Source organism: Burkholderia sp. MS455, from assembly GCF_016899445.1.
Taxonomy (GTDB): domain Bacteria; phylum Pseudomonadota; class Gammaproteobacteria; order Burkholderiales; family Burkholderiaceae; genus Burkholderia; species Burkholderia pyrrocinia_C.
The window spans coordinates 3,040,732-3,059,802 of record NZ_CP041779.1; the positions used below are offsets into that span (position 1 = coordinate 3,040,732).

Genomic DNA, 19,071 nt, shown 5'->3' on the forward strand with positions numbered 1-19,071 from the left:
GGGCAAAACGGCTCGAGCTCCTGGCGGGCGGATCACGCGCCGCTAACGGCTCTCGCTCTGATACGAAACAATCGTCTTTTCCAGCGCGGCCCACGTGAGGCGCACGGCATCCGGCGAATGCAGGAAACGTGCGTCGTGGTGCAGGCCGAGCGTGAAGCTGTACAACTCGAAGAGCATCAGGTCCGGATCGGTATCCGTGCGCAGATGCCCCTCTTCCATCGCCTGCGAGATGGCGCGCAGCAACGCGGCACGCCAGGCCGTCACGCTCGCGATCAACTGCTCGCGCACGGGGCTGTCCGGCCGGTCGTCGTACTCCACTGCGCCGCTGATGTAGATGCACCCGGTCGTCACCTCCTGGATGCGCTTCTCGATCCAGCGCGCCAGCATCGCCCGCAGACGCGGCAGGCCGCGCGCTTCGCGCAGGCTCGGAAAGAACACCTCGTTTTCGAAACGATGGTGATACTCGCGGACGACCTCGACCTGCAGGTCCTCGCGCGATCCGAAGTGCGCGAACACGCCACTCTTGCTCATCTGCATGCGCTCGGCCAGCAGGCCGATCGTCAGCCCCTCCAGCCCGTCACGGCTGGCGAGGTCCAAAGCAGCTTCAAGTATCGCGGCACGCGTCTGTTCGCCTTTTCGCATAGCTATTTCTGTAACCGTTCGGGGGTTCGAATAAAATCGAACGGCCGTACTATTATTGAGTGCGGCCGCTCGCGAAACAAGGAAATTATTAGAAACCGGTGTCTAACCGAGCCGCTATTTTGCGCGATTCCGGCGGGACCGGAGCGGCTTTTCCGCACGAACGTGCGGACAGATTTTTGAAGCGAATGCTTAGTCCGCGTCAGTCGTAACTGCCGACCGTCAGCGCCTTCATCACGACGCGATACACGGTATAGGCGAGCCAGTTCAGAATACGCTCGATGCGCGGGCGCGCGGCGAATCGCGCGGCGTCGATCTCCCGGCCATCGGCGAACGCTGCCGCGATCGCGTCGCGCAGTTCGTTCGTGACCGAATCGTAGCGCACCAGCACGACGTTCGCTTCATTGTTCAGCATCAGGCTCAGCGCGTCCAGATTCGACGAGCCGACCGTCGCCCAGCTGTCGTCGATCACGGCCACCTTGCCGTGCAGCATCGTCTTGTCATATTCGGCGACGCGCACGCCCGCGCGCAGCAGCGTGTGATAGAGGAACGGCACGGCCGTATCGAGCGCTGCAAACTCCTTGCGGCCGATCAGGATCCGCACGTCGACGCCGCGTCGCGCGGCGCCCGTCAGCGCACGGCGCAGCTTGCGGCCGGGCATGAAATACGGATTCGCGACCAGGATCCGCTGGCGCGCCTGGCCGATCGCCGCGAGATAGGCCTTCTCGATCGCGCGGCGGTTCACGACGTTGTCGCGCGCGACGAACGCGACGCTCGGCTCCGTCACGACCCGCAGCGCGCCGGCCTTGATCCACCGGTGGCTGCGTATCCAGCGCCGGAACATGTCGGGGAACGCTTCGCCGCCATGCAGCCCGGCCGCGTACTGTGCATACGGCTTGTGGCCGAACTGGATCCGGTGCCACTGCAGCTCGAACGCGGCGCGCACGTCGGACACTGCCGGCCCCGCCATCTCGACCGCGAAATCCCAGCGCGGAAACGGCAGCGTCGTGCCGTTTTGCGCGTAGTCGTCGACGATGTTGATGCCGCCGCAGAACGCGGCCGCGTGATCGATCACCGCGAGCTTGCGGTGCGTGCGCGAGAAGCCGAAGCGGCCGAACAGGAAACGGTTGTAGATGCAGTGCTCGACGCCGGCCCCTGCCCACGTGTCGAACAGCGGCAGGCGCGCGGTGCCGACGCCGTCGGTGATCACGCGCACGCGCACGCCGCGCTGCGCCGCGCGGATCAGCGCATCCGATACCGGCCGGCCGGCCGCATCGTCGCAGAAGATATAGGTTTCGAGCATCACCTGCTCGCGCGCGGCATCGATCCGCTCGATCAGCGCCCGGAAGAATTCGCCGCCGCCCTCGCACAGCCGCACCGTGTTGCCCGCCGTGAACGCGAGCCTCGACGCCGAGCCGCGTTCCTGCAGGAACATCTGCCGCAATTGCGCAAAGCGCTTGCGAGCCTCCGCAGTCATGCGGACGAGCCGTGCGGCGTGCGCGCGAGTGCGACGCGCGCGGGCAATTGCAGGATCGCCTCCGCGTTCGACGGCGAGAAGCAGCGCGCGGCCGCCTCGCGGAACGGCAGCCATGCGTGATCCACATGTTCGCGCGGCGACAGCGTCACGTCGACGCGACGCGGCACGCACAGGCCGAACCAGTGCTCGGTGTTACGCGTGACGCCCGGCGCATAGCGATGCAGGTATTGCGGATAGATCGTGTATTCGATCCGGTGGCGCCAGTCGACCAGCGCGGTGGCCGGCACGTCCGGCGTGCCGACCGAGATGCCGGTTTCCTCGGCCACTTCGCGCGCGGCCGTGACCGCGAGCGGCTCGTCGAGCGTGTCCTTCGATCCGGTCACCGATTGCCAGAAATCGGGCTGGTCGGCACGCTTGATCACCAGCACATCGAGGTCGGGCGTGTAGATCACGACGAGAACGGATTCGGGGATTTTCGGCGGCTTCGTCATCTTGGTTTCATGCAGCACGGGGCCGCGCGCCGGGCATGTGCTCCGAACGTGCGGCAAGTGCTGCGACTGTACCGCAAAAAATGAAAAAGGCGCATCGCGGCGCCTTTTTCATGTGCGTCGTGTGCGCGTCGCCGCACACACGACCGGGTGCGAAGGAGTGTTAAGCCTTCGGCTGTTCCGGCTGACGCAGACGGATGTGCAGTTCGCGCAGCTGACGCTCGTCGACCGGGCTCGGTGCCTGCGTGAGCAGATCCTGCGCACGCTGCGTCTTCGGGAACGCGATCACGTCACGGATCGAGTCGGCGCCGGCCATCATCGTGACGATGCGGTCGAGGCCGAATGCGATACCGCCGTGCGGCGGCGCGCCGTACTGCAGCGCGTCCAGCAGGAAGCCGAACTTCAGCTGAGCCTCTTCCGCGCCGATCTTCAGCGCACGGAACACCTTGCTCTGCACTTCCTCGCGGTGGATACGCACCGAGCCGCCGCCGATTTCCCAGCCGTTCAGCACCATGTCGTATGCCTTCGCGAGGCAGCGGCCCGGGTCGGTCTCGAGGTACTCGAGGTGCTCGTCCTTCGGGCTCGTGAACGGGTGGTGCGCAGCGACGTAGCGCGCATCTTCGTCGTCGTATTCGAACATCGGGAAATCGACGACCCACAGCGGCTTCCAGCCGGCCTGGACGAGGCCGTTCGCCTTGCCGAATTCCGAATGGCCGATCTTCAGGCGCAGCGCGCCGAGGCTGTCGTTGACGACCTTCGCGCGGTCGGCCGCGAAGAAGATGATGTCGCCGTCTTCAGCGCCGGTACGCTCGAGGATCGCCGCGATCGACGCGTCGTGCAGGTTCTTGACGATCGGGCTCTGCAGGCCGTCGCGGCCCTTCGCCTTCTCGTTGACCTTGATCCATGCGAGGCCCTTTGCGCCGTAGATGCGCACGAATTCCGTGTAGCCGTCGATGTCGCCGCGCGACAGCTCGCCGCCCTTCGGCACGCGCAGCGCCGCGACCCGGCCGTCCTTCGCGTTGGCCGGCGTGCTGAACACCTTGAAGTCGACGTCCTTCATCGCGTCGGTCAGCTCGGTGAATTCGAGCTGCACGCGCAGGTCCGGCTTGTCCGAACCGAAACGCGCCATCGCTTCCGAGTACGGCATCACCGGGAAGGTCGCGTCGAGCTCGACGTCGATCGTCGTCTTGAAGATGTGACGGATCATGTCTTCGAACAGGTCACGGATTTCCTGCTCGCCGAGGAACGACGTCTCGCAGTCGATCTGCGTGAATTCCGGCTGACGGTCGGCACGGAGATCTTCGTCGCGGAAGCACTTGGTGATCTGGTAGTAACGGTCGAAGTTCGCGACCATCAGCAGCTGCTTGAACAGCTGCGGCGACTGCGGCAGCGCGAAGAACTGGCCCGCGTTCACGCGCGACGGCACGAGGTAGTCGCGCGCGCCTTCCGGCGTGCTCTTCGTCAGCATCGGCGTTTCGATGTCGATGAAGCCCTGCTCGTCGAGGTACTTGCGCGCCTCGATCGCGACGCGGTAGCGCAGGCGCAGGTTGTGCTGCATCTGCGGACGGCGCAGGTCGAGCACGCGGTGCGTGAGACGCGTCGTTTCCGACAGGTTGTCGTCGTCGAGCTGGAACGGCGGCGTGACCGACGCGTTCAGCACGTTCAGTTCGTGGCACAGCACTTCGATCTTGCCGCTCTTCAGGCCGGCGTTGACCGTGCCGTCCGGACGGTTGCGCACGAGGCCCTTGATCTGTACGCAGAACTCGTTGCGCACGCCTTCGGCGGTCGCGAACATCTCCGCGCGATCCGGGTCGCACACCACTTGCACGAGGCCTTCACGATCGCGCAGGTCGATGAAGATCACACCGCCGTGATCGCGGCGGCGCTGCACCCAGCCGCACAGCGACACGGTTTGGCCCAGCAGGTGTTCGGTCACGAGACCGCAGTATTCAGTACGCATCGACATGATGTTTGCTTTCGTTCGGTTTGATCAACGGGTGCCGCAACGCGCGGCCCGGGCGATGATTCTTTACTTACAGCGGCGGCTCGACGGGGCGGCGGGCGGGCGCCGGAGCCGGCGCCGGGGGCGCCACGACGCCCATCGAGACGATGTACTTCAGCGCGGCATCGACCGACATGTCGAGTTCGATGACTTCGCTTTTCGGCAGCATCAGGAAGAAGCCCGACGTCGGGTTCGGCGTCGTCGGGATGTATACGCTCACGTATTCTTCCGTCAGATGATTGAGCACGTCGCCGCCGGGCGTGCCGGTCAGAAACGCGATCGTATACGAGCCGCGGCGCGGGTATTCGATCAGCAGCGCCTTGCGGAACGCGTTGCCGCTGCTCGACAGCAGCGTGTCCGATACCTGCTTGACGCTCGTGTAGATCGGCCCGACGACCGGGATGTGGCGCACGACCGCATTCCACCAGGTGACGAGCTTCTGGCCGATGAAATTCCGCGTGGCCAGCCCGACGACGAAGATGAACGCGAGCGTCAGCACCGCGCCGATCCCCGGCAGGTGGAAGCCGAGCATCCGCTCGGGCTGCCACGATTCGGGCAGCAGGAGCAGCGTCTGGTCCATCGTGCCGATGATGAGACCGAGCACCCACAGCGTGATCGCGAGCGGGACGAGAACCAGCAGGCCGGTCAGAAACACCGATTTCAGGGTCGTCTTTTTCATCATCTGCCGTCAATGAACCGCGCCGGCGGCGCGGGGTGGTCGCGACCCGGCCGGGCCGCGACGGTCAACTGCTGGCGGCGGCGGGTGCTGCGGCCGGGGCCGGCGCGGCACTCGTCGTCGTGCTTTCGGAACTGCTCGATGCAGCCGGCGCGTCCGCTGCGGGCGTGGCCGCCGCAGCGGCTGCCGGCGCCGCGTCGCCCGACGCCGTCGCCGGTGCGCTGGCGCCGCCGGAGCCGCCGCGGAAATCGGTGACATACCAACCCGAACCCTTCAGCTGGAAGCCCGCGGCAGTGACCTGCTTGCGAAACGCATCCTTCCCGCATTCCGGGCACTGCGACAGCGGCGCGTCGCTCATCTTCTGGAGCACGTCCTTCGCGAAACCACACGCTTCGCATCGATAGGCGTAGATCGGCATGATATTTTTCCCGCGGAAACTGGAAACGGCTTGCAAAACCTTGAATTATAGCCGAAACCTCGGCGCGCTCCGGCAACGGCCGTGACGCCCGGGCATCAGCGGCGGCGCCACGTGAGCCAGCGCTCGTGCCCTTCGAACACCGGCAGCGAATCGGTCACGGGCAAATCCTCGATCAGTTCGAAGTGCGGCGCGAGCAGCGCGTCGAGTTCGGCACGCTCGATCCCGAACGGCGGCCCCTTCGGTTTCGCGGTCAGGAAGAAATAGCCGGCCAGCAATCCGCCTGCCGGCAGCAGCTCGGCCATGCGTGCCGCATAGTCGGCGCGCAGGCTCGGCGGCAGCGCGCACAGGAACGCGCGCTCGTACACCCACTGCACGTCGAACGGCGGCCGGTACGTGAAGAAATCGGCCTGCTCGACGACGTCCGCATGCGCGCCGAGCCGCGCCTTCGCGGCAGCCACCGCCTGCGCGGCGAAATCGATCGCACGCACGGGCCAGCCGGCCTGCGCGAGCCACCCGGCCTCCTGCGCACTGCCGCAACCGGGAATCAGCACCGCGCACGGCTCGAGCCGGTGCGCGAACACGCGAAAGCCGTCCGGAACGCCGCCGAATTCCCACGGCGTCACGCCGCGCTCGAAACGCTCGTCCCAGAACGACGCGTTGCCGGGGTCGCGCGTCGCGAAATCGGCGGCCGCCGGTGCGGCCGGTTGCTTCGGATCGGACATCGCCCTGCTCCTTTCGGTCATGCGCCGTACGCGAGCGCGAGCAGCACGCGCGCGACGAGCGCCCCGACGCCGACGGCGAGGCCGAAGATCAGCAGCGCCTGCAGCAGCCGGTTGGTACGCTTCTGCTCGACGAGGACCTGGCGCATCAGGTCCTCGCTCGCGGCACGCGGCGCGTCATGGCGCGCCGCCATCGCGTGATGGATCAGGCGCGGCAGTTGCGGCAGCGTCTTGCTCCACTGCGGCGCCTCGACCTTGAAGCGCTCGTACCAGCCGCGCAGGCCGATCTGCTCGGTCATCCAGCGCTCGAGGTAAGGCTTCGCGGTCTTCCACAGGTCGAGTTCGGGGTCGAGCGAGCGGCCGAGCCCTTCGACGTTCAGCATGGTCTTCTGCAGCAGCACGAGCTGCGGCTGGATCTCGACGTTGAAGCGGCGCGACGTCGAGAACAGGCGCATCAGCACCTGGCCGAGCGAGATGTCCTTCAGCGCACGGTCGAAATACGGCTCGCACACCGCGCGAATCGCGCTTTCGAGCTCCTCGACGCGCGTCTCGGGCGGCACCCAGCCCGATTCGAGGTGGAGCGTCGCGACGCGGTGATAGTCGCGCTTGAAGAACGCGAGGAAGTTCTGCGCGAGGTAATTCTTGTCGAAATCGGACAGCGCGCCGACGATCCCGAAATCGAGCGCGATGTAGCGGCCGAACGTGTTCGGGTCGAGGCTCACCTGGATGTTGCCGGGGTGCATGTCCGCATGGAAGAAGCCGTCGCGGAACACCTGCGTGAAGAAGATCTCGACGCCTTCGCGCGCGAGCTTCTTGATGTCGACGCCGGCCGAGCGCAGCGTCTCGACCTGGCTGATCGGCACGCCGGTCATGCGCTCCATCACGAGCACCTGCGACGTCGAGAAATCCCAGAACATCTCGGGCACGAGCAGCAGGTCGAGGCCCGCGAAATTGCGGCGCAACTGGCTGCCGTTCGCGGCCTCGCGCATCAGGTCGAGCTCGTCGTGCAGGTACTTGTCGAATTCGGCGACGACCTCGCGCGGCTTCAGGCGCCGGCCATCGGCCCACATGCGCTCGGTCCAGATGGCGATGTCGCGCATCAGCGCGAGATCCGAATCGATCACGGACAGCATGTTCGGGCGCAGCACCTTCACGGCGACGGCCTTGCCTGCGTGCAAGCCCTGCTTGAGTTTCGCGAAATGCACCTGCGCGATCGACGCGCTCGCGATCGGCTCGCGCTCGAATTCGTCGAACAGCTCGTCGACCGGCGCACCGAGCGACTTCTCGATGATCGCGATCGCGACCGCCGAATCGAACGGCGGCACCTGGTCCTGCAGCTTCGCGAGTTCGTTCGCGAAATCGACCGACAGCAGGTCGCGGCGCGTCGACAGCACCTGGCCGAACTTCACGAAGATCGGGCCGAGGCTTTCGAGCGCGTGACGCAGCCGCACGGCGGGCGGATCGGAGTAGCGGCGGCCGATCGTCGTGATCCGCAGCAGCAGCTTCACGCGCCGGTCGTCGATCCGGGACAGCATCACTTCGTCGAGGCCAAAGCGGATGACGGTGTAGACAATCTTGATGAAACGGAAAATGCGCATGCCCTGCGGCCCTCAGTGCGCGCCGCGCGGGCCTGAACCCGTGCGCGCGCCGATTTTTTGTTCGAGTCGCTCGACCCGCTTTTCGACCCGCGCGAGCGCATCGCGTGCGCGCGCCAGTTCGGCGTCGAAGCCGCCGAGCGCCGTGCGCCGGACGACTTGCGGATTCTCGTCGAGCCAGTACTCGGCGACGGAATCGAGCACGTTGCGGCCGGTACGTCGCGCGCGCGCGCCGGCATCGCGCACGACCGTCGCGATCCGGTGTGCCGCCGCGTCGCCGACCAGCTTCGCGAGATCTTCTTCCGGTTCCCAGCGCAGGTGCTCGGCCAGCTTCGCGATCTGCGTCGCGAACTCCGCATCGCCGTCGATCTTCACGTGCTTCATCACCGCCGCCTGGCCGCCCTGCAGGAACGCGGCGACCGTGTCGCCCGCGAGTGCGATCGACACGTCGACCTGTTGCGCATCGTGCGCGTCGACAGCCGACAGGTAGCCGTCGGGCTGCACCAGCAGCGTGAGCGTGACGGGGGGCACGTCGATCCGGGCAGTCTTGCCCGCATACGGAATCAGGCGGTCGCGCGCCCACGATTCGCGCGCGAGCAGGTGATTGACAGCAGCAGCAAAAGGCTTGGCGGCAAAGGTCATCGGGCTGGGAAAGAAAAAACCCGCGCAGGCCGGGCGCCCACGCGGGTTTCTATTGTAACGTCGGATCGTCGGCAGACCGTGCCCGACCGTACACCCGGGCGGCAAGCGGTCGCAGTGCGGCGGCGCTCGCCCGGGCATCCGGCGGCGCGGGCCGCCGGTCACGCTCAGTGCGTGTTGAGCTGCTGGATGCCCGCGAGCAGCCAGCCCTGACTGCCCGACTTCGACAGGTTCCACACTTCGTCGAACGGCGCGGCCGACGCATTCGCCGATTCGCGGATCAGGCCGTGGAAGCGCACGCTCGCCGACTGCTCGATGCCGCGATCCTCGATCGCGACCAGTTCCGCGTCGAGCTGCACGACGTCGGTCTGGTTCGACTCGTTGCCGCGCGAATCGAGGTCGATCTTGATCTCGGCGAACATTTCGGGCGTCGTGAACTCGCGGATGTCGGCCAGGTTGCCCTGGTCCCACGCAGCCTGCAGGCGCACGAAATAGACTTTCGCGCTGCGCAGGAACGCTTCGGTGTCGAAGCCGGCCGGCACTTGGAGCGGTGCGGCCGAGGCCATCGCACCCGCTGCCGCGCCGGCAGCCGCGGCACCGCCGCCGAACACGCCTTGCGCTTCGTTCGCGTAGCTGCTGCCGCTGCCCGCCTGGTTGCTGCCGGTATTGCCCTGCTGGAACGACGGGCTTTGCGAGTAGCCCCCCGACGACGATGCCGAACCGCCGACCGAATACGCCGGCTCCTGCGAGCGACGGCGGTTCATGAACTTGCGCACCAGCCAGATGCCGATCATCGCGAGCAGCGCGATCACGATGATGTTCGACATCATGCCGGCAAACGCTTCGCCGAGACCGAAGTGCGACAGCAGCGCCGCGATGCCGAGACCGGCCGCGAGGCCGGCGATCGGCCCGAGCCAGCGCGAGCGGTTGGGCTGTGCGGCCGGCGCGGGCGCGGCCGGGTTGGCACGCTGCGCCTGCGACGGCGCGGCCTGCTGCATCGGCTGCTGCGCGGGCGGCGTGGCCTGGCGCTGCGTGACGGTGGAATTCTGGCGGCCGATGCTGCGCCCGCCCCCCATGCGCCTGGCTTCGGCGTCGAGCGACGCGAACGTGCCGGCCGTGAGCAGGCCGACCATCAGCAGCGTGCCGACCCGTCGAGCCCACGGCTTCGACGGCTTGCTACGGTTGAACAACGAACGCGATTCGGACATCACTTTCTCCAGATGTAAGGCGAATGTATGGAAAGAACCCCTTAGTACTTGGTTCCCATGTGTAAAGCTACCACGCCACCTGACAAATTGTAATATTTGACGGCATCGAGGCCCGCTTGTTCCATCATCGTCTTCAGCGTGTCCTGATCGGGGTGCATCCGGATAGATTCAGCAAGATACCGATAACTTTCAGCATCTTTCGCGAACTTGTCGCCAAGCCACGGTAATACTTTGAAAGAATACAGATCGTACGCTTTTTTCAGCGGATCCCAGACTTTCGAGAATTCCAGCACCATCACGCGGCCGCCGGGCTTCGTCACGCGGCGCATTTCCGCCAGCGCGGCGTCCTTGTGCGTCATGTTGCGCAGCCCGAACGCGACCGTGACGACATCGAAGTAGTTGTCCGGAAAGGGAGTTTTCTCCGCGTCGCACAGCAGCGACGGCGTCACGATGCCCTTGTCGAGCAGCCGGTCGCGGCCGACGCGCAGCATCGATTCGTTGATGTCCGTGTGCCAGACCTCGCCCGTCGGCCCGGCCGCCTTCGCGAACGACTTGGTCAGGTCGCCGGTGCCGGCCGCGATATCGAGCACCTTGAAGCCGGGGCGCACGTTCGCCTGCGCGATCGTGAACGCCTTCCACGCGCGGTGCATGCCCGCCGACATCAGGTCGTTCATCAGATCGTAGTTGCTCGCGACCGAATGGAACACACCCGCCACTTTCTTCGCTTTTTCGTTTTCCTCGACGCTTTCGAAGCCGAAGTGGGTTTTGCTCATCGCGTTGATCCTCAGTAAATGGCAAGACGGCGCCGAGCGGGCGCCGTCGATTTCAGTGGCAGTGGCCGTGCGGCGCCGCGGCCGCCTGCATCGGGGCGTCGCGATCGGCGCCCGCCGCCTTCAGTTTGTCGAAATAGTCGCGCCACAGCGCGTCCTGCTGCGTCGCCAGTTCGTACAGCAGGTCCCACGAGTAGATGCCGGTCGAATGGCCGTCGGAGAACGTCGGCTGCAGCGCATAGTTGCCGACGCCTTCGAGCGCGGTGATCGTCACCTCGCGCTTGCCCGTCTGCAGCGTCTCCTGGCCGGGCCCGTGGCCGCGCACCTCGGCCGACGGCGAATAGACGCGCATCAGCTCGAACGGAATCCGGTAGCTGTCGCCGTTCGGGTACTGCAATTCGAGCACGCGCGATACCGCGTGCACGACGACGCCGGACGGAATCGGCGTCGTGGAAGTCAAACCGCTCATGGCTGCCTCGAATCGGTCGTTCGTTGAATTTCCTCGCGCACCGCATTGTGCAGCAGCGAGGCCTGCGCGGCGCGCGTGCGCAGCAGCGCCTCGGACACGCCGCGCTGGCGCGGCGCCCATACGGGCTGCGGGAAATGGGCGTCGTTCGAGAAGCGCGGGATCACGTGCCAGTGCACGTGCGGCACCATGTTGCCGAGGCTCGCGAGATTCACCTTGTTCGGCTGCATCACGCGGCGCACGGCCCGCTCGACCGCGTAGACCACGCGCATCAGGTGTGCCCGCTCGGGCTCGCCGAGATCGGAAAACTCGGCCACGTGCGCACCCCAGATCACCCGGCAGAAGCCCGGGTAGTCGTGCTCGCCCGTCGCCAGCACGACGCGCAGCGCATCGTCCCGCCAGAGCAGCTCGCCGCCGTCTTCACGGCAAAACACGCATTCCATCGTCGCTCCCATGTGGGCGGGCGCCCGCGCATCGGCGCCGGCGCCCGCTCTCATCCCAAGCCCGGTCGGGCGGTCGTCATGCCCGCATTAGACCAGCACGCGCTCGATCCCGCCATGGTTCGCACGTGCGACATAATCGGCCATCCAGTTTTCACCGAGCACCTGGCGCGCGATCTCGACCACGATGTAGTCGGCCTCGATGTTCGCATCCTCGTTGTAGCGCGACAGGCCCTGCAGGCACGACGGGCAGCTCGTCAGGATCTTCACGTCCGGGCCGTTCGCGGCCGCTGCGGTCGTCGCCGGGGCATCGCCGGCGACGACCGGGATGCTGCGCAGCTTCGCCGCGCCCTTGCGGATTTCCTCTTCCTTGCGGAAGCGGACCTGCGTCGACACGTCCGGGCGCGTGACCGCGAGCGTGCCCGATTCGCCGCAGCAACGGTCGTTCTTCTCGATCTTGTAGCCGTCCTTCTCCGTGCCCATCAGCTCGTTGACGAGCTTGACCGGGTCCATCGTCTTGATCGGCGTATGGCACGGGTCGTGATACATGTAGCGCGTGCCCGTCACGCCGTCGAGCTTCATCCCCTTCTCGAGCAGGAACTCGTGGATGTCGATGATCCGGCAGCCGGGGAAGATCTTGTCGAATTCGTAGCCTGCGAGCTGGTCGTAACACGTGCCGCACGACACGACCACCGTCTTGATGTCGAGGTAGTTCAGCGTGTTCGCCACGCGGTGGAACAGCACGCGGTTGTCCGTGACGATCTTCTCGGCCTTGTCGTACTGGCCCGAGCCGCGCTGCGGATAACCGCAGCACAGGTAGCCCGGCGGCAGCACCGTCTGCACGCCCGCTTCCCACAGCATCGCCTGCGTCGCCAGGCCGACCTGCGAGAACAGCCGCTCGGAACCGCAGCCCGGGAAGTAGAACACCGCCTCCGAATCGACGGTCGTCGACTTCGGGTTGCGGATGATCGGCACGATCTTGTTGTCCTCGATGTCGAGCAGCGCGCGCGCCGTCTTCTTCGGCAGGTTGCCCGGCATCTTCTTGTTGACGAAGTGGATCACCTGCTGGACGACGGGCGGCTTGCCGACGGTCGCCGGCGGGTGCTGCGTCTGCTTCTTCACGACGTTCTTCAGCATGTCGTTCGCGAAGCGCTGCACCTTGTAGCCGACGCCCATCATTACGCTGCGCGCGGCGTTGATCGTCTGCGGATTGGTCGCGTTCAGGAACAACATGCCCGCCGCATTGCCGGCGTTGAATTTCTTCTTGCCCATCTTGCGCAACAGGTTGCGCATGTTCATCGTCACGTCGCCGAAGTCGATCTTCACCGGGCACGGCGTCGCGCACTTGTGGCACACCGTGCAGTGGTCGGCCACGTCGTTGAACTCGTCCCAGTGCTTGATCGACACGCCGCGGCGCGTCTGTTCCTCGTACAGGAACGCCTCGACCAGCAGCGACGTCGCGAGGATCTTGTTGCGCGGGCTGTACAGCAGGTTCGCGCGCGGCACGTGCGTCGCGCACACCGGCTTGCACTTGCCGCAGCGCAGGCAGTCCTTCACCGAATCGGCGATCGCTCCGATGTCGGACTGCTGCATGATCAGCGACTCGTAGCCCATCAGCCCGAAGCTCGGCGTGTACGCGTTGCGCAGATCGGCGCCGTCGAGCAGCTTGCCCTTGTTGAAGCGGCCGTTCGGGTCGACGCGCTGCTTGTACGCGCGGAATTCGGCGATCTCGTCGTCGGTCAGGAACTCGAGCTTCGTGATGCCGATCCCGTGCTCGCCGGAGATCACGCCGTCGAGCGAGCGCGCGAGCTTCATGATGCGCGCAACCGACGCGTGCGCGTCCTGCAGCATCTCGTAGTTGTCGGAGTTGACCGGGATGTTCGTGTGGACGTTGCCGTCACCCGCGTGCATGTGCAGCGCGACGAACACGCGGCCGCGCAGCACCTGCTTGTGGATCGCCTGCGCTTCGTCGAGGATCTGCTTGAACGCGCCGCCGTTGAAGATCGCGCGCAGCTCAGCGCGGATCTCCTGCTTCCACGAGATGCGGACCGTGCGGTCCTGCGTGATGTGGAACACGGTCGCGCCCGGCTGCTCGTCCGCGCGATCCGCGAACTTCTCGGCCAGCGCCTCATAGCCGAGCTGCACGAGATAGTGCTGCGCCTCGCGCAGCGGCTGGTCGAGCCGGTCGCGCACGAATTCCCAGCGCGCGCGCACACGCTTGAGCAGCTCCAGCGCCTGCTGGACACGATCCTCGAGCAGCTCGGCGCTCGGGATCTCGTTCGCGTCGTCGGTCTTGCCGAGCGGCAGGTTGCCGCCGCGGAAGAACGCTTCGAGCGCATCGACGAGCTGCAGCTTGTTCTTCAGCGACAGCTCGATGTTGATCCGCTCGATGCCGTCGGTGTATTCGCCCATCCGGTTCAGCGGGATGACGACGTCCTCGTTGATCTTGAATGCGTTCGTGTGCTTCGCGATCGCGGCCGTGCGGCTGCGGTCGAGCCAGAAGCGCTTGCGCGCCTCCGCGCTGACCGCGACGAAGCCCTCGCCGCTCTTGCCGTTCGCCATCCGGATCACTTCGGACGTCGCGTGCGCCACTGCATCCGCATCGTCGCCGACGATGTCGCCGATCAGCACCATCTTCGGGAACGAATTGCGCTTGCTCTTGGTCGCGTAGCCGACCGCGCGCAGGTAACGCTCGTCGAGGTGCTCGAGGCCCGCGAGGATCGCGCCGCCCTGCTTCGACGTTTCGAACAGGTAGTCCTTGATTTCGACGATGCTCGGGATCGCCTCGCGCGCCTGGCCGAAGAATTCGAGGCAGACGGTGCGCGTGTGCGCGGGCATCTTGTGCAGCACCCAGCGCGCGGACGTGATGAGCCCGTCGCAGCCTTCCTTCTGCACGCCCGGCAGGCCGGCGAGGAACTTGTCGGTCACGTCCTTGCCGAGCCCTTCCTTGCGGAACCGGCGGCCTTCGATCTCGAGCATCTCGCTGCGCAGCAGCTTCTCGCCAGGCGCGTACGCGCCGTCGAACCACTTCAGCTCGAAACGCGCGACCGCGATGTCGTGGATCTTGCCCTGGTTGTGCTCGTGGCGCGTGACTTCGAGCCAGTTGCCGTCCGGGTCGACCATCCGCCACCAGGCCAGGTTGTCGAGCGCGGTGCCCCACAGCACGGCCTTCTTGCCGCCCGCGTTCATCGCGACGTTGCCGCCGATGCACGACGCGTCGAGCGAAGTCGGATCGACCGCGAACACGTAGCCGGCCGCCTCGGCCGCCTCGGTCACGCGGCGCGTGACGACGCCCGCGCCGGAGAAGATCGTCGGCACCTTGTGCGCGACGCCCGGCAGCTCGGTCAGCTCGACCGCGCCGAGCTGTTCCAGCTTCTCCGTGTTGATCACCGCGGAGAACGGCGTGAGCGGCACCGCGCCGCCCGTGTAGCCGGTGCCGCCGCCGCGCGGGATTACCGTCAGGCCGAGCTCGAAGCAGGCCTTGATCAGGCCCGCGATCTCGGCTTCGGTATCGGGCGTCAGCACGACGAACGGGTATTCGACGCGCCAGTCGGTCGCGTCGGTGACGTGCGACACGCGCGACAGCCCGTCGAAGCGGATGTTGTCCTTCTGCGTGCAGCGGCCGAGCGCCTTGGTCGCGCGGCGGCGCAGGTCGGCCATTTTCTCGAATTCGTCGGCGAACTCGTTGACCGCCCGCTGCGCGGCGGCTTCGAGCATCTCGACGCGAACCGCGCGCTCGCGGCCCGCGTCGTCGCGGTGCGCGGTGAGATCCGCGCTGCGGCGCTTGCCGATCTCGGTCAGGCGGTGGTTCAGCGCCTCGATCAGCAGCGCGCGGCGCTTCGGGTTGTCGAGCAGGTCGTCCTGCAGATACGGATTGCGGCGCACGACCCAGATATCGCCGAGCACTTCATACAGCATCCGTGCCGAGCGACCCGTACGGCGTTCGGCGCGCAGTTCGTCGAGCACCGACCACGCCTCTTCGCCGAGCAGGCGGATCACGATCTCGCGATCCGAGAAGGACGTGTAGTTGTAGGGGATCTCGCGCAACCGGGGCGCGGGGTCGGCGGCGACGGCGGCGGCCGCGCCATTCGGATCGAAAACTTGTGGTGCGTTCATGTTCGGACGACTCGGAGGGCCGATACCCCGTGCACGGGCGTCGGCAAGCGCGTGGGCGCAATCTTGGGGAAATCTGTTCTGTTACCAGGCGCGCGGCTGTCCTTCATGGGGCCGGAGCGGGCGTTGATTCGCCCCTCCTGGCCGGCGACAGGGCCTGGCGGCACTCGGAACCATCAGCACGATCGCGCGCGGCGCGCGTGCCGTTCCGCCGCGGGGCTGGCTGCGCGCGGCGTCGGCTTCAACGGGGCGATCCGAGGGTGCCTCTGCATCTTCCGATCCTTGATTCAAAACGGAATTCTAACCCATGATCGGGCCATGCGTGACACGCCGGACAGGTCGTGGGGCTATCCCCGCAAGCCGCGCCAGGCCTGGTTCGGCGCGGATTCGTGCGATCATTCGCCGCCCGTCCGGTCGGTAACCGCGCGGTTAAACCGGTAAAAACGGGACGCCCGGCGTCGCGAATGCGCCGCCCCGCGACCGCTCGCCCGGCATGCCGCTTGCATGTGGGCGGACCCTTGGCGCTATCATTGATCCTTTACCGTCTGCTTCCGCACTGCACGCGAGCGCCCATGGCATCCCACGATTACCTGAAGAAAATCCTCACCGCGCGCGTCTACGACGTCGCGATCGAGACGGAACTCGAACCCGCCCGCAACCTGTCGGCCCGGCTGCGCAATGCCGTCTACCTGAAGCGCGAGGACAACCAGCCGGTGTTCTCGTTCAAGCTGCGCGGCGCGTACAACAAGATGGCGCACATTCCAGCCGACGCGCTTGCGCGCGGCGTGATTACCGCGTCGGCGGGCAATCACGCGCAGGGCGTCGCGTTCTCGGCGGCCCGGATGGGCGTCAAGGCGGTGATCGTCGTACCCGTCACGACGCCGCAGGTGAAAGTGGACGCGGTGCGCGCGCACGGCGGCCCGGGCGTCGAGGTGATCCAGGCCGGCGAGTCGTACAGCGATGCCTACGCGCATGCGGTCAAGGTGCAGGAAGAGCGCGGCCTCACGTTCGTCCACCCGTTCGACGATCCTTACGTGATCGCCGGCCAGGGCACCATCGCGATGGAGATCCTGCGCCAGCACCAGGGCCCGATCCACGCGATCTTCGTGCCGATCGGCGGCGGCGGCCTCGCGTCCGGCGTCGCCGCATACGTGAAGGCCGTGCGCCCGGAGATCAAGGTGATCGGCGTGCAGGCCGAGGATTCGTGCGCGATGGCGCAGTCGCTGAAGGCCGGTGAACGCGTCGAGCTGACCGAGGTCGGCCTGTTCGCGGACGGCACCGCGGTGAAGCTCGTCGGCGAGGAAACCTTCCGGCTGTGCCGCGAATACCTGGACGACGTCGTGACCGTCGACACCGACGCACTGTGCGCGGCGATCAAGGACGTGTTCCAGGATACCCGCAGCGTACTCGAGCCGTCCGGCGCGCTCGCGGTCGCGGGCGCGAAGCTGTACGCGGAACGCGAGGGGATTGAGAACCAGGCGCTCGTCGCGGTCACGTCCGGCGCGAACATGAATTTCGACCGGATGCGCTTCGTCGCCGAGCGCGCGGAGGTCGGCGAGGCGCGCGAAGCCGTGTTCGCGGTCACGATCCCCGAGGAGCGCGGCAGCTTCAAGCGCTTCTGCTCGCTCGTCGGCGACCGCAACGTCACCGAGTTCAACTACCGGATCGCCGACGCACAGTCCGCGCACATCTTCGTCGGCGTGCAGATCCGCCGGCGCGGCGAATCGGCGGAGATCGCCGCGAACTTCGAGTCGCACGGCTTCAAGACCGTCGACCTGACGCACGACGAGCTGTCGAAGGAACATATCCGCTACATGGTCGGCGGCCGCTCGCCGCTCGCGCTCGACGAGCGCCTGTTCCGCTTCGAATTCCCGGAGCGGCCGGGCGCGCTGATGAAGTTCCTGTCGTCGATGGCGCCGGACTGGAACATCAGCCTGTTCCACTACCGCAACCAGGGCGCGGACTACAGCTCGATCCTCGTCGGGCTGCAGGTGCCGCAGGCCGATCGCGCCGAGTTCGAGGGCTTCCTCGCGGCACTCGGCTATCCGTATGTCGAAGAGAGCGCCAACCCGGCTTACCGCCTCTTCCTGTCGTAAAGGCGTCACGCAATGAATCCCGAACATTCCCCGCTCGGCAAGGCCACCGTCTACGCAGCCCGGTACGATGCGTCGCTGCTGTTCCCGATCCCGCGCGCGGGCGCGCGCGAGCAGCTCGGCATCGCGTCGGCGCTGCCGTTCTTCGGCACCGACATCTGGAATGCGTACGAGCTGTCGTGGCTCAACGCGCGCGGCAAGCCGCAGGTCGCGGTCGCGACGTTCTTCGTGCCGGCCGAATCGCCGAACATCGTCGAATCGAAATCGTTCAAGCTGTATCTCGGTTCGTTCGCACAATCTAAGTTCGACTCGGTCGACGCGGTGCGCGACGTGCTCAAGCGCGACGTGTCGGCCGCGTGCGGCGCGAGCGTGTCGGTGCAGCTCGTGTCGGCGCACGATTTCGGCAAGCTGGAGATGGAAGAGCTCGACGGGCTGTCGCTCGACCGGCTCGACCTCGACACCGACGTGTACGAACCCGATCCGTCGCTGCTGTCGGCCGCCGAGAACGAAGCGCCGGTCGAGGAGACGCTCGTGTCGGACCTGCTTCGCTCGAACTGCCCGGTCACCGGTCAGCCCGACTGGGGCAGCGTGCAGATCCACTACGTCGGGCCGCAGATCGATCATGCCGGCCTGCTGCGCTACATCATCTCGTTCCGCAATCACACGGGCTTTCACGAGCAGTGCGTCGAGCGAATCTTCCTCGACATCCTGCATGCGTGCAAACCGGTGAAGCTCGCGGTGTACGCGCGTTACACGCGCCGCGGCGGGCTCGACATCAACCCGTTCCGCACGAACTACAACCAGCCGATGCCGGACAACGCGCGGACGGCGCGGCAGTGAGCGAGCGCCCCCTCTCGACGAGGGGCCACGGCATCCCGGACGGCGAACTGCCCGGAGTCATCCTTGCAGCGGCCGCTCCGGGAGGATTTCCACCAGGCGCAGCAGGTAACCGTCGGGGTCCTGCACCAGCATCTCGATCTGGCCGTGCTCGATATCGTCCTGCCGATACCAGGAAGTGCACGGTTCGACGAACATCGCCACGCCTGCGGCGCGGATCCGGGCGTAGATGGGTTCGAGCGAATCGACCTCGATCTGCAGATTGATCCCACGGCCGAACGGCGGTTCCAGCGGGCCCGTCAGCCAGCTCTCCGGACGGTGCTGTTCAAGCATGAGCTGGGCCGAGCCGATCTCGATGTATGCGAATCCGTCTTCCGGACGCTCGAAGCGGATCCGGAATCCCAGCACATCACGATAGAAGCGAATGCTTCCGGCAAGGTCCGTGCAGACCAGCTCCGGCACCAGCGCAGCCCATTCCATGCATTTCCTCT

17 protein-coding genes are annotated in these 19,071 nt (G+C 66.4%); 2 read left to right on the forward strand and 15 right to left on the reverse strand.

The window, feature by feature from the left end:
• Positions 1-42: 42 nt before the first annotated feature.
• From FPJ27_RS33115 to FPJ27_RS33180, 14 genes are all read right to left on the reverse strand, one after another.
• Positions 43-642, reverse strand: coding sequence for a TetR/AcrR family transcriptional regulator (locus tag FPJ27_RS33115; RefSeq protein ID WP_034179000.1), 600 nt, complete (start codon positions 640-642; stop codon positions 43-45).
• A 199-nt stretch (positions 643-841) separates the two neighbouring features.
• The gene (gene clsB / locus FPJ27_RS33120; protein WP_204424485.1) at positions 842-2,116 is read right to left on the reverse strand and encodes a cardiolipin synthase ClsB; all 1,275 of its coding nucleotides are present in this window, start codon (positions 2,114-2,116) and stop codon (positions 842-844) included.
• On the reverse strand, positions 2,113-2,607 hold the full coding sequence (gene nudB, locus FPJ27_RS33125) for a dihydroneopterin triphosphate diphosphatase (RefSeq protein ID WP_204424487.1): 495 nt from the start codon (positions 2,605-2,607) through the stop codon (positions 2,113-2,115). The genes clsB and nudB overlap by 4 nt, the downstream gene beginning before the upstream one ends.
• A gap of 160 nt (positions 2,608-2,767) precedes the next feature.
• Complete coding sequence (gene aspS, locus FPJ27_RS33130; protein WP_034179002.1) at positions 2,768-4,570, reverse strand: aspartate--tRNA ligase; 1,803 nt, start codon at positions 4,568-4,570, stop codon at positions 2,768-2,770.
• Between the two features lie 67 nt (positions 4,571-4,637).
• Entirely contained in the window at positions 4,638-5,288 is a 651-nt protein-coding gene (locus FPJ27_RS33135) for a DUF502 domain-containing protein (RefSeq protein WP_011353157.1), read from the reverse strand.
• Between the two features lie 61 nt (positions 5,289-5,349).
• Positions 5,350-5,700: an FmdB family zinc ribbon protein gene (locus tag FPJ27_RS33140; RefSeq protein WP_047898999.1), complete on the reverse strand. Its 351-nt coding sequence runs from the start codon at positions 5,698-5,700 to the stop codon at positions 5,350-5,352.
• 95 nt (positions 5,701-5,795) lie between these two features.
• The gene (locus FPJ27_RS33145; protein ID WP_204424490.1) at positions 5,796-6,422 is read right to left on the reverse strand and encodes an SAM-dependent methyltransferase; all 627 of its coding nucleotides are present in this window, start codon (positions 6,420-6,422) and stop codon (positions 5,796-5,798) included.
• A gap of 17 nt (positions 6,423-6,439) precedes the next feature.
• Entirely contained in the window at positions 6,440-8,017 is a 1,578-nt protein-coding gene (gene ubiB, locus FPJ27_RS33150) for a ubiquinone biosynthesis regulatory protein kinase UbiB (RefSeq protein WP_072443505.1), read from the reverse strand.
• Between the two features lie 12 nt (positions 8,018-8,029).
• Positions 8,030-8,656, reverse strand: coding sequence for an SCP2 sterol-binding domain-containing protein (locus tag FPJ27_RS33155; RefSeq protein ID WP_072443507.1), 627 nt, complete (start codon positions 8,654-8,656; stop codon positions 8,030-8,032).
• A gap of 164 nt (positions 8,657-8,820) precedes the next feature.
• The gene (locus FPJ27_RS33160; protein ID WP_034179007.1) at positions 8,821-9,861 is read right to left on the reverse strand and encodes a TIM44-like domain-containing protein; all 1,041 of its coding nucleotides are present in this window, start codon (positions 9,859-9,861) and stop codon (positions 8,821-8,823) included.
• Positions 9,862-9,902: 41 nt separating this feature from the next.
• Complete coding sequence (gene ubiE / locus FPJ27_RS33165) at positions 9,903-10,634, reverse strand: bifunctional demethylmenaquinone methyltransferase/2-methoxy-6-polyprenyl-1,4-benzoquinol methylase UbiE (RefSeq protein ID WP_072443509.1); 732 nt, start codon at positions 10,632-10,634, stop codon at positions 9,903-9,905.
• Between the two features lie 52 nt (positions 10,635-10,686).
• Entirely contained in the window at positions 10,687-11,100 is a 414-nt protein-coding gene (locus FPJ27_RS33170) for a DUF971 domain-containing protein (RefSeq protein ID WP_034179009.1), read from the reverse strand.
• Positions 11,097-11,540 (reverse strand): HIT family protein, encoded by a 444-nt coding sequence (locus tag FPJ27_RS33175; protein WP_034179010.1) that lies wholly within the window; start codon positions 11,538-11,540, stop codon positions 11,097-11,099. Before FPJ27_RS33175 ends, FPJ27_RS33170 begins: the two co-directional genes overlap by 4 nt.
• An 87-nt stretch (positions 11,541-11,627) precedes the next feature.
• On the reverse strand, positions 11,628-15,653 hold the full coding sequence (locus FPJ27_RS33180) for a DUF3683 domain-containing protein (protein ID WP_204424492.1): 4,026 nt from the start codon (positions 15,651-15,653) through the stop codon (positions 11,628-11,630).
• A 569-nt stretch (positions 15,654-16,222) separates the two neighbouring features.
• On the opposite strand from FPJ27_RS33180, the gene ilvA reads away from it, so the two are divergent.
• Positions 16,223-17,746: a threonine ammonia-lyase, biosynthetic gene (gene ilvA / locus FPJ27_RS33185; protein WP_204424494.1), complete on the forward strand. Its 1,524-nt coding sequence runs from the start codon at positions 16,223-16,225 to the stop codon at positions 17,744-17,746.
• A gap of 12 nt (positions 17,747-17,758) precedes the next feature.
• Positions 17,759-18,583, forward strand: a complete 825-nt coding sequence (gene queF, locus FPJ27_RS33190) for an NADPH-dependent 7-cyano-7-deazaguanine reductase QueF (protein ID WP_204424497.1) — start codon at positions 17,759-17,761, stop codon at positions 18,581-18,583.
• Between the two features lie 57 nt (positions 18,584-18,640).
• Here the strand turns inward: queF and FPJ27_RS33195 are convergent, their stop codons facing one another.
• Positions 18,641-19,060, reverse strand: a complete 420-nt coding sequence (locus FPJ27_RS33195) for a VOC family protein (protein WP_204424499.1) — start codon at positions 19,058-19,060, stop codon at positions 18,641-18,643.
• Positions 19,061-19,071 lie beyond the last annotated feature (11 nt).

Bases quoted from the DNA above. Each gene is read 5' to 3' on its own strand.
- FPJ27_RS33115 (WP_034179000.1), bottom strand. From the start codon at position 642: ATGCGAAAAGGCGAACAGACGCGTGCCGCGATACTTGAAGCTGCTTTG.
- clsB (WP_204424485.1), bottom strand. From the start codon at position 2,116: ATGACTGCGGAGGCTCGCAAGCGCTTTGCGCAATTGCGGCAGATGTTC.
- nudB (WP_204424487.1), bottom strand. From the start codon at position 2,607: ATGACGAAGCCGCCGAAAATCCCCGAATCCGTTCTCGTCGTGATCTAC.
- aspS (WP_034179002.1), bottom strand. From the start codon at position 4,570: ATGTCGATGCGTACTGAATACTGCGGTCTCGTGACCGAACACCTGCTG.
- FPJ27_RS33135 (WP_011353157.1), bottom strand. From the start codon at position 5,288: ATGATGAAAAAGACGACCCTGAAATCGGTGTTTCTGACCGGCCTGCTG.
- FPJ27_RS33140 (WP_047898999.1), bottom strand. From the start codon at position 5,700: ATGCCGATCTACGCCTATCGATGCGAAGCGTGTGGTTTCGCGAAGGAC.
- FPJ27_RS33145 (WP_204424490.1), bottom strand. From the start codon at position 6,422: ATGTCCGATCCGAAGCAACCGGCCGCACCGGCGGCCGCCGATTTCGCG.
- ubiB (WP_072443505.1), bottom strand. From the start codon at position 8,017: ATGCGCATTTTCCGTTTCATCAAGATTGTCTACACCGTCATCCGCTTT.
- FPJ27_RS33155 (WP_072443507.1), bottom strand. From the start codon at position 8,656: ATGACCTTTGCCGCCAAGCCTTTTGCTGCTGCTGTCAATCACCTGCTC.
- FPJ27_RS33160 (WP_034179007.1), bottom strand. From the start codon at position 9,861: ATGTCCGAATCGCGTTCGTTGTTCAACCGTAGCAAGCCGTCGAAGCCG.
- ubiE (WP_072443509.1), bottom strand. From the start codon at position 10,634: ATGAGCAAAACCCACTTCGGCTTCGAAAGCGTCGAGGAAAACGAAAAA.
- FPJ27_RS33170 (WP_034179009.1), bottom strand. From the start codon at position 11,100: ATGAGCGGTTTGACTTCCACGACGCCGATTCCGTCCGGCGTCGTCGTG.
- FPJ27_RS33175 (WP_034179010.1), bottom strand. From the start codon at position 11,540: ATGGAATGCGTGTTTTGCCGTGAAGACGGCGGCGAGCTGCTCTGGCGG.
- FPJ27_RS33180 (WP_204424492.1), bottom strand. From the start codon at position 15,653: ATGAACGCACCACAAGTTTTCGATCCGAATGGCGCGGCCGCCGCCGTC.
- ilvA (WP_204424494.1), top strand. From the start codon at position 16,223: ATGGCATCCCACGATTACCTGAAGAAAATCCTCACCGCGCGCGTCTAC.
- queF (WP_204424497.1), top strand. From the start codon at position 17,759: ATGAATCCCGAACATTCCCCGCTCGGCAAGGCCACCGTCTACGCAGCC.
- FPJ27_RS33195 (WP_204424499.1), bottom strand. From the start codon at position 19,060: ATGGAATGGGCTGCGCTGGTGCCGGAGCTGGTCTGCACGGACCTTGCC.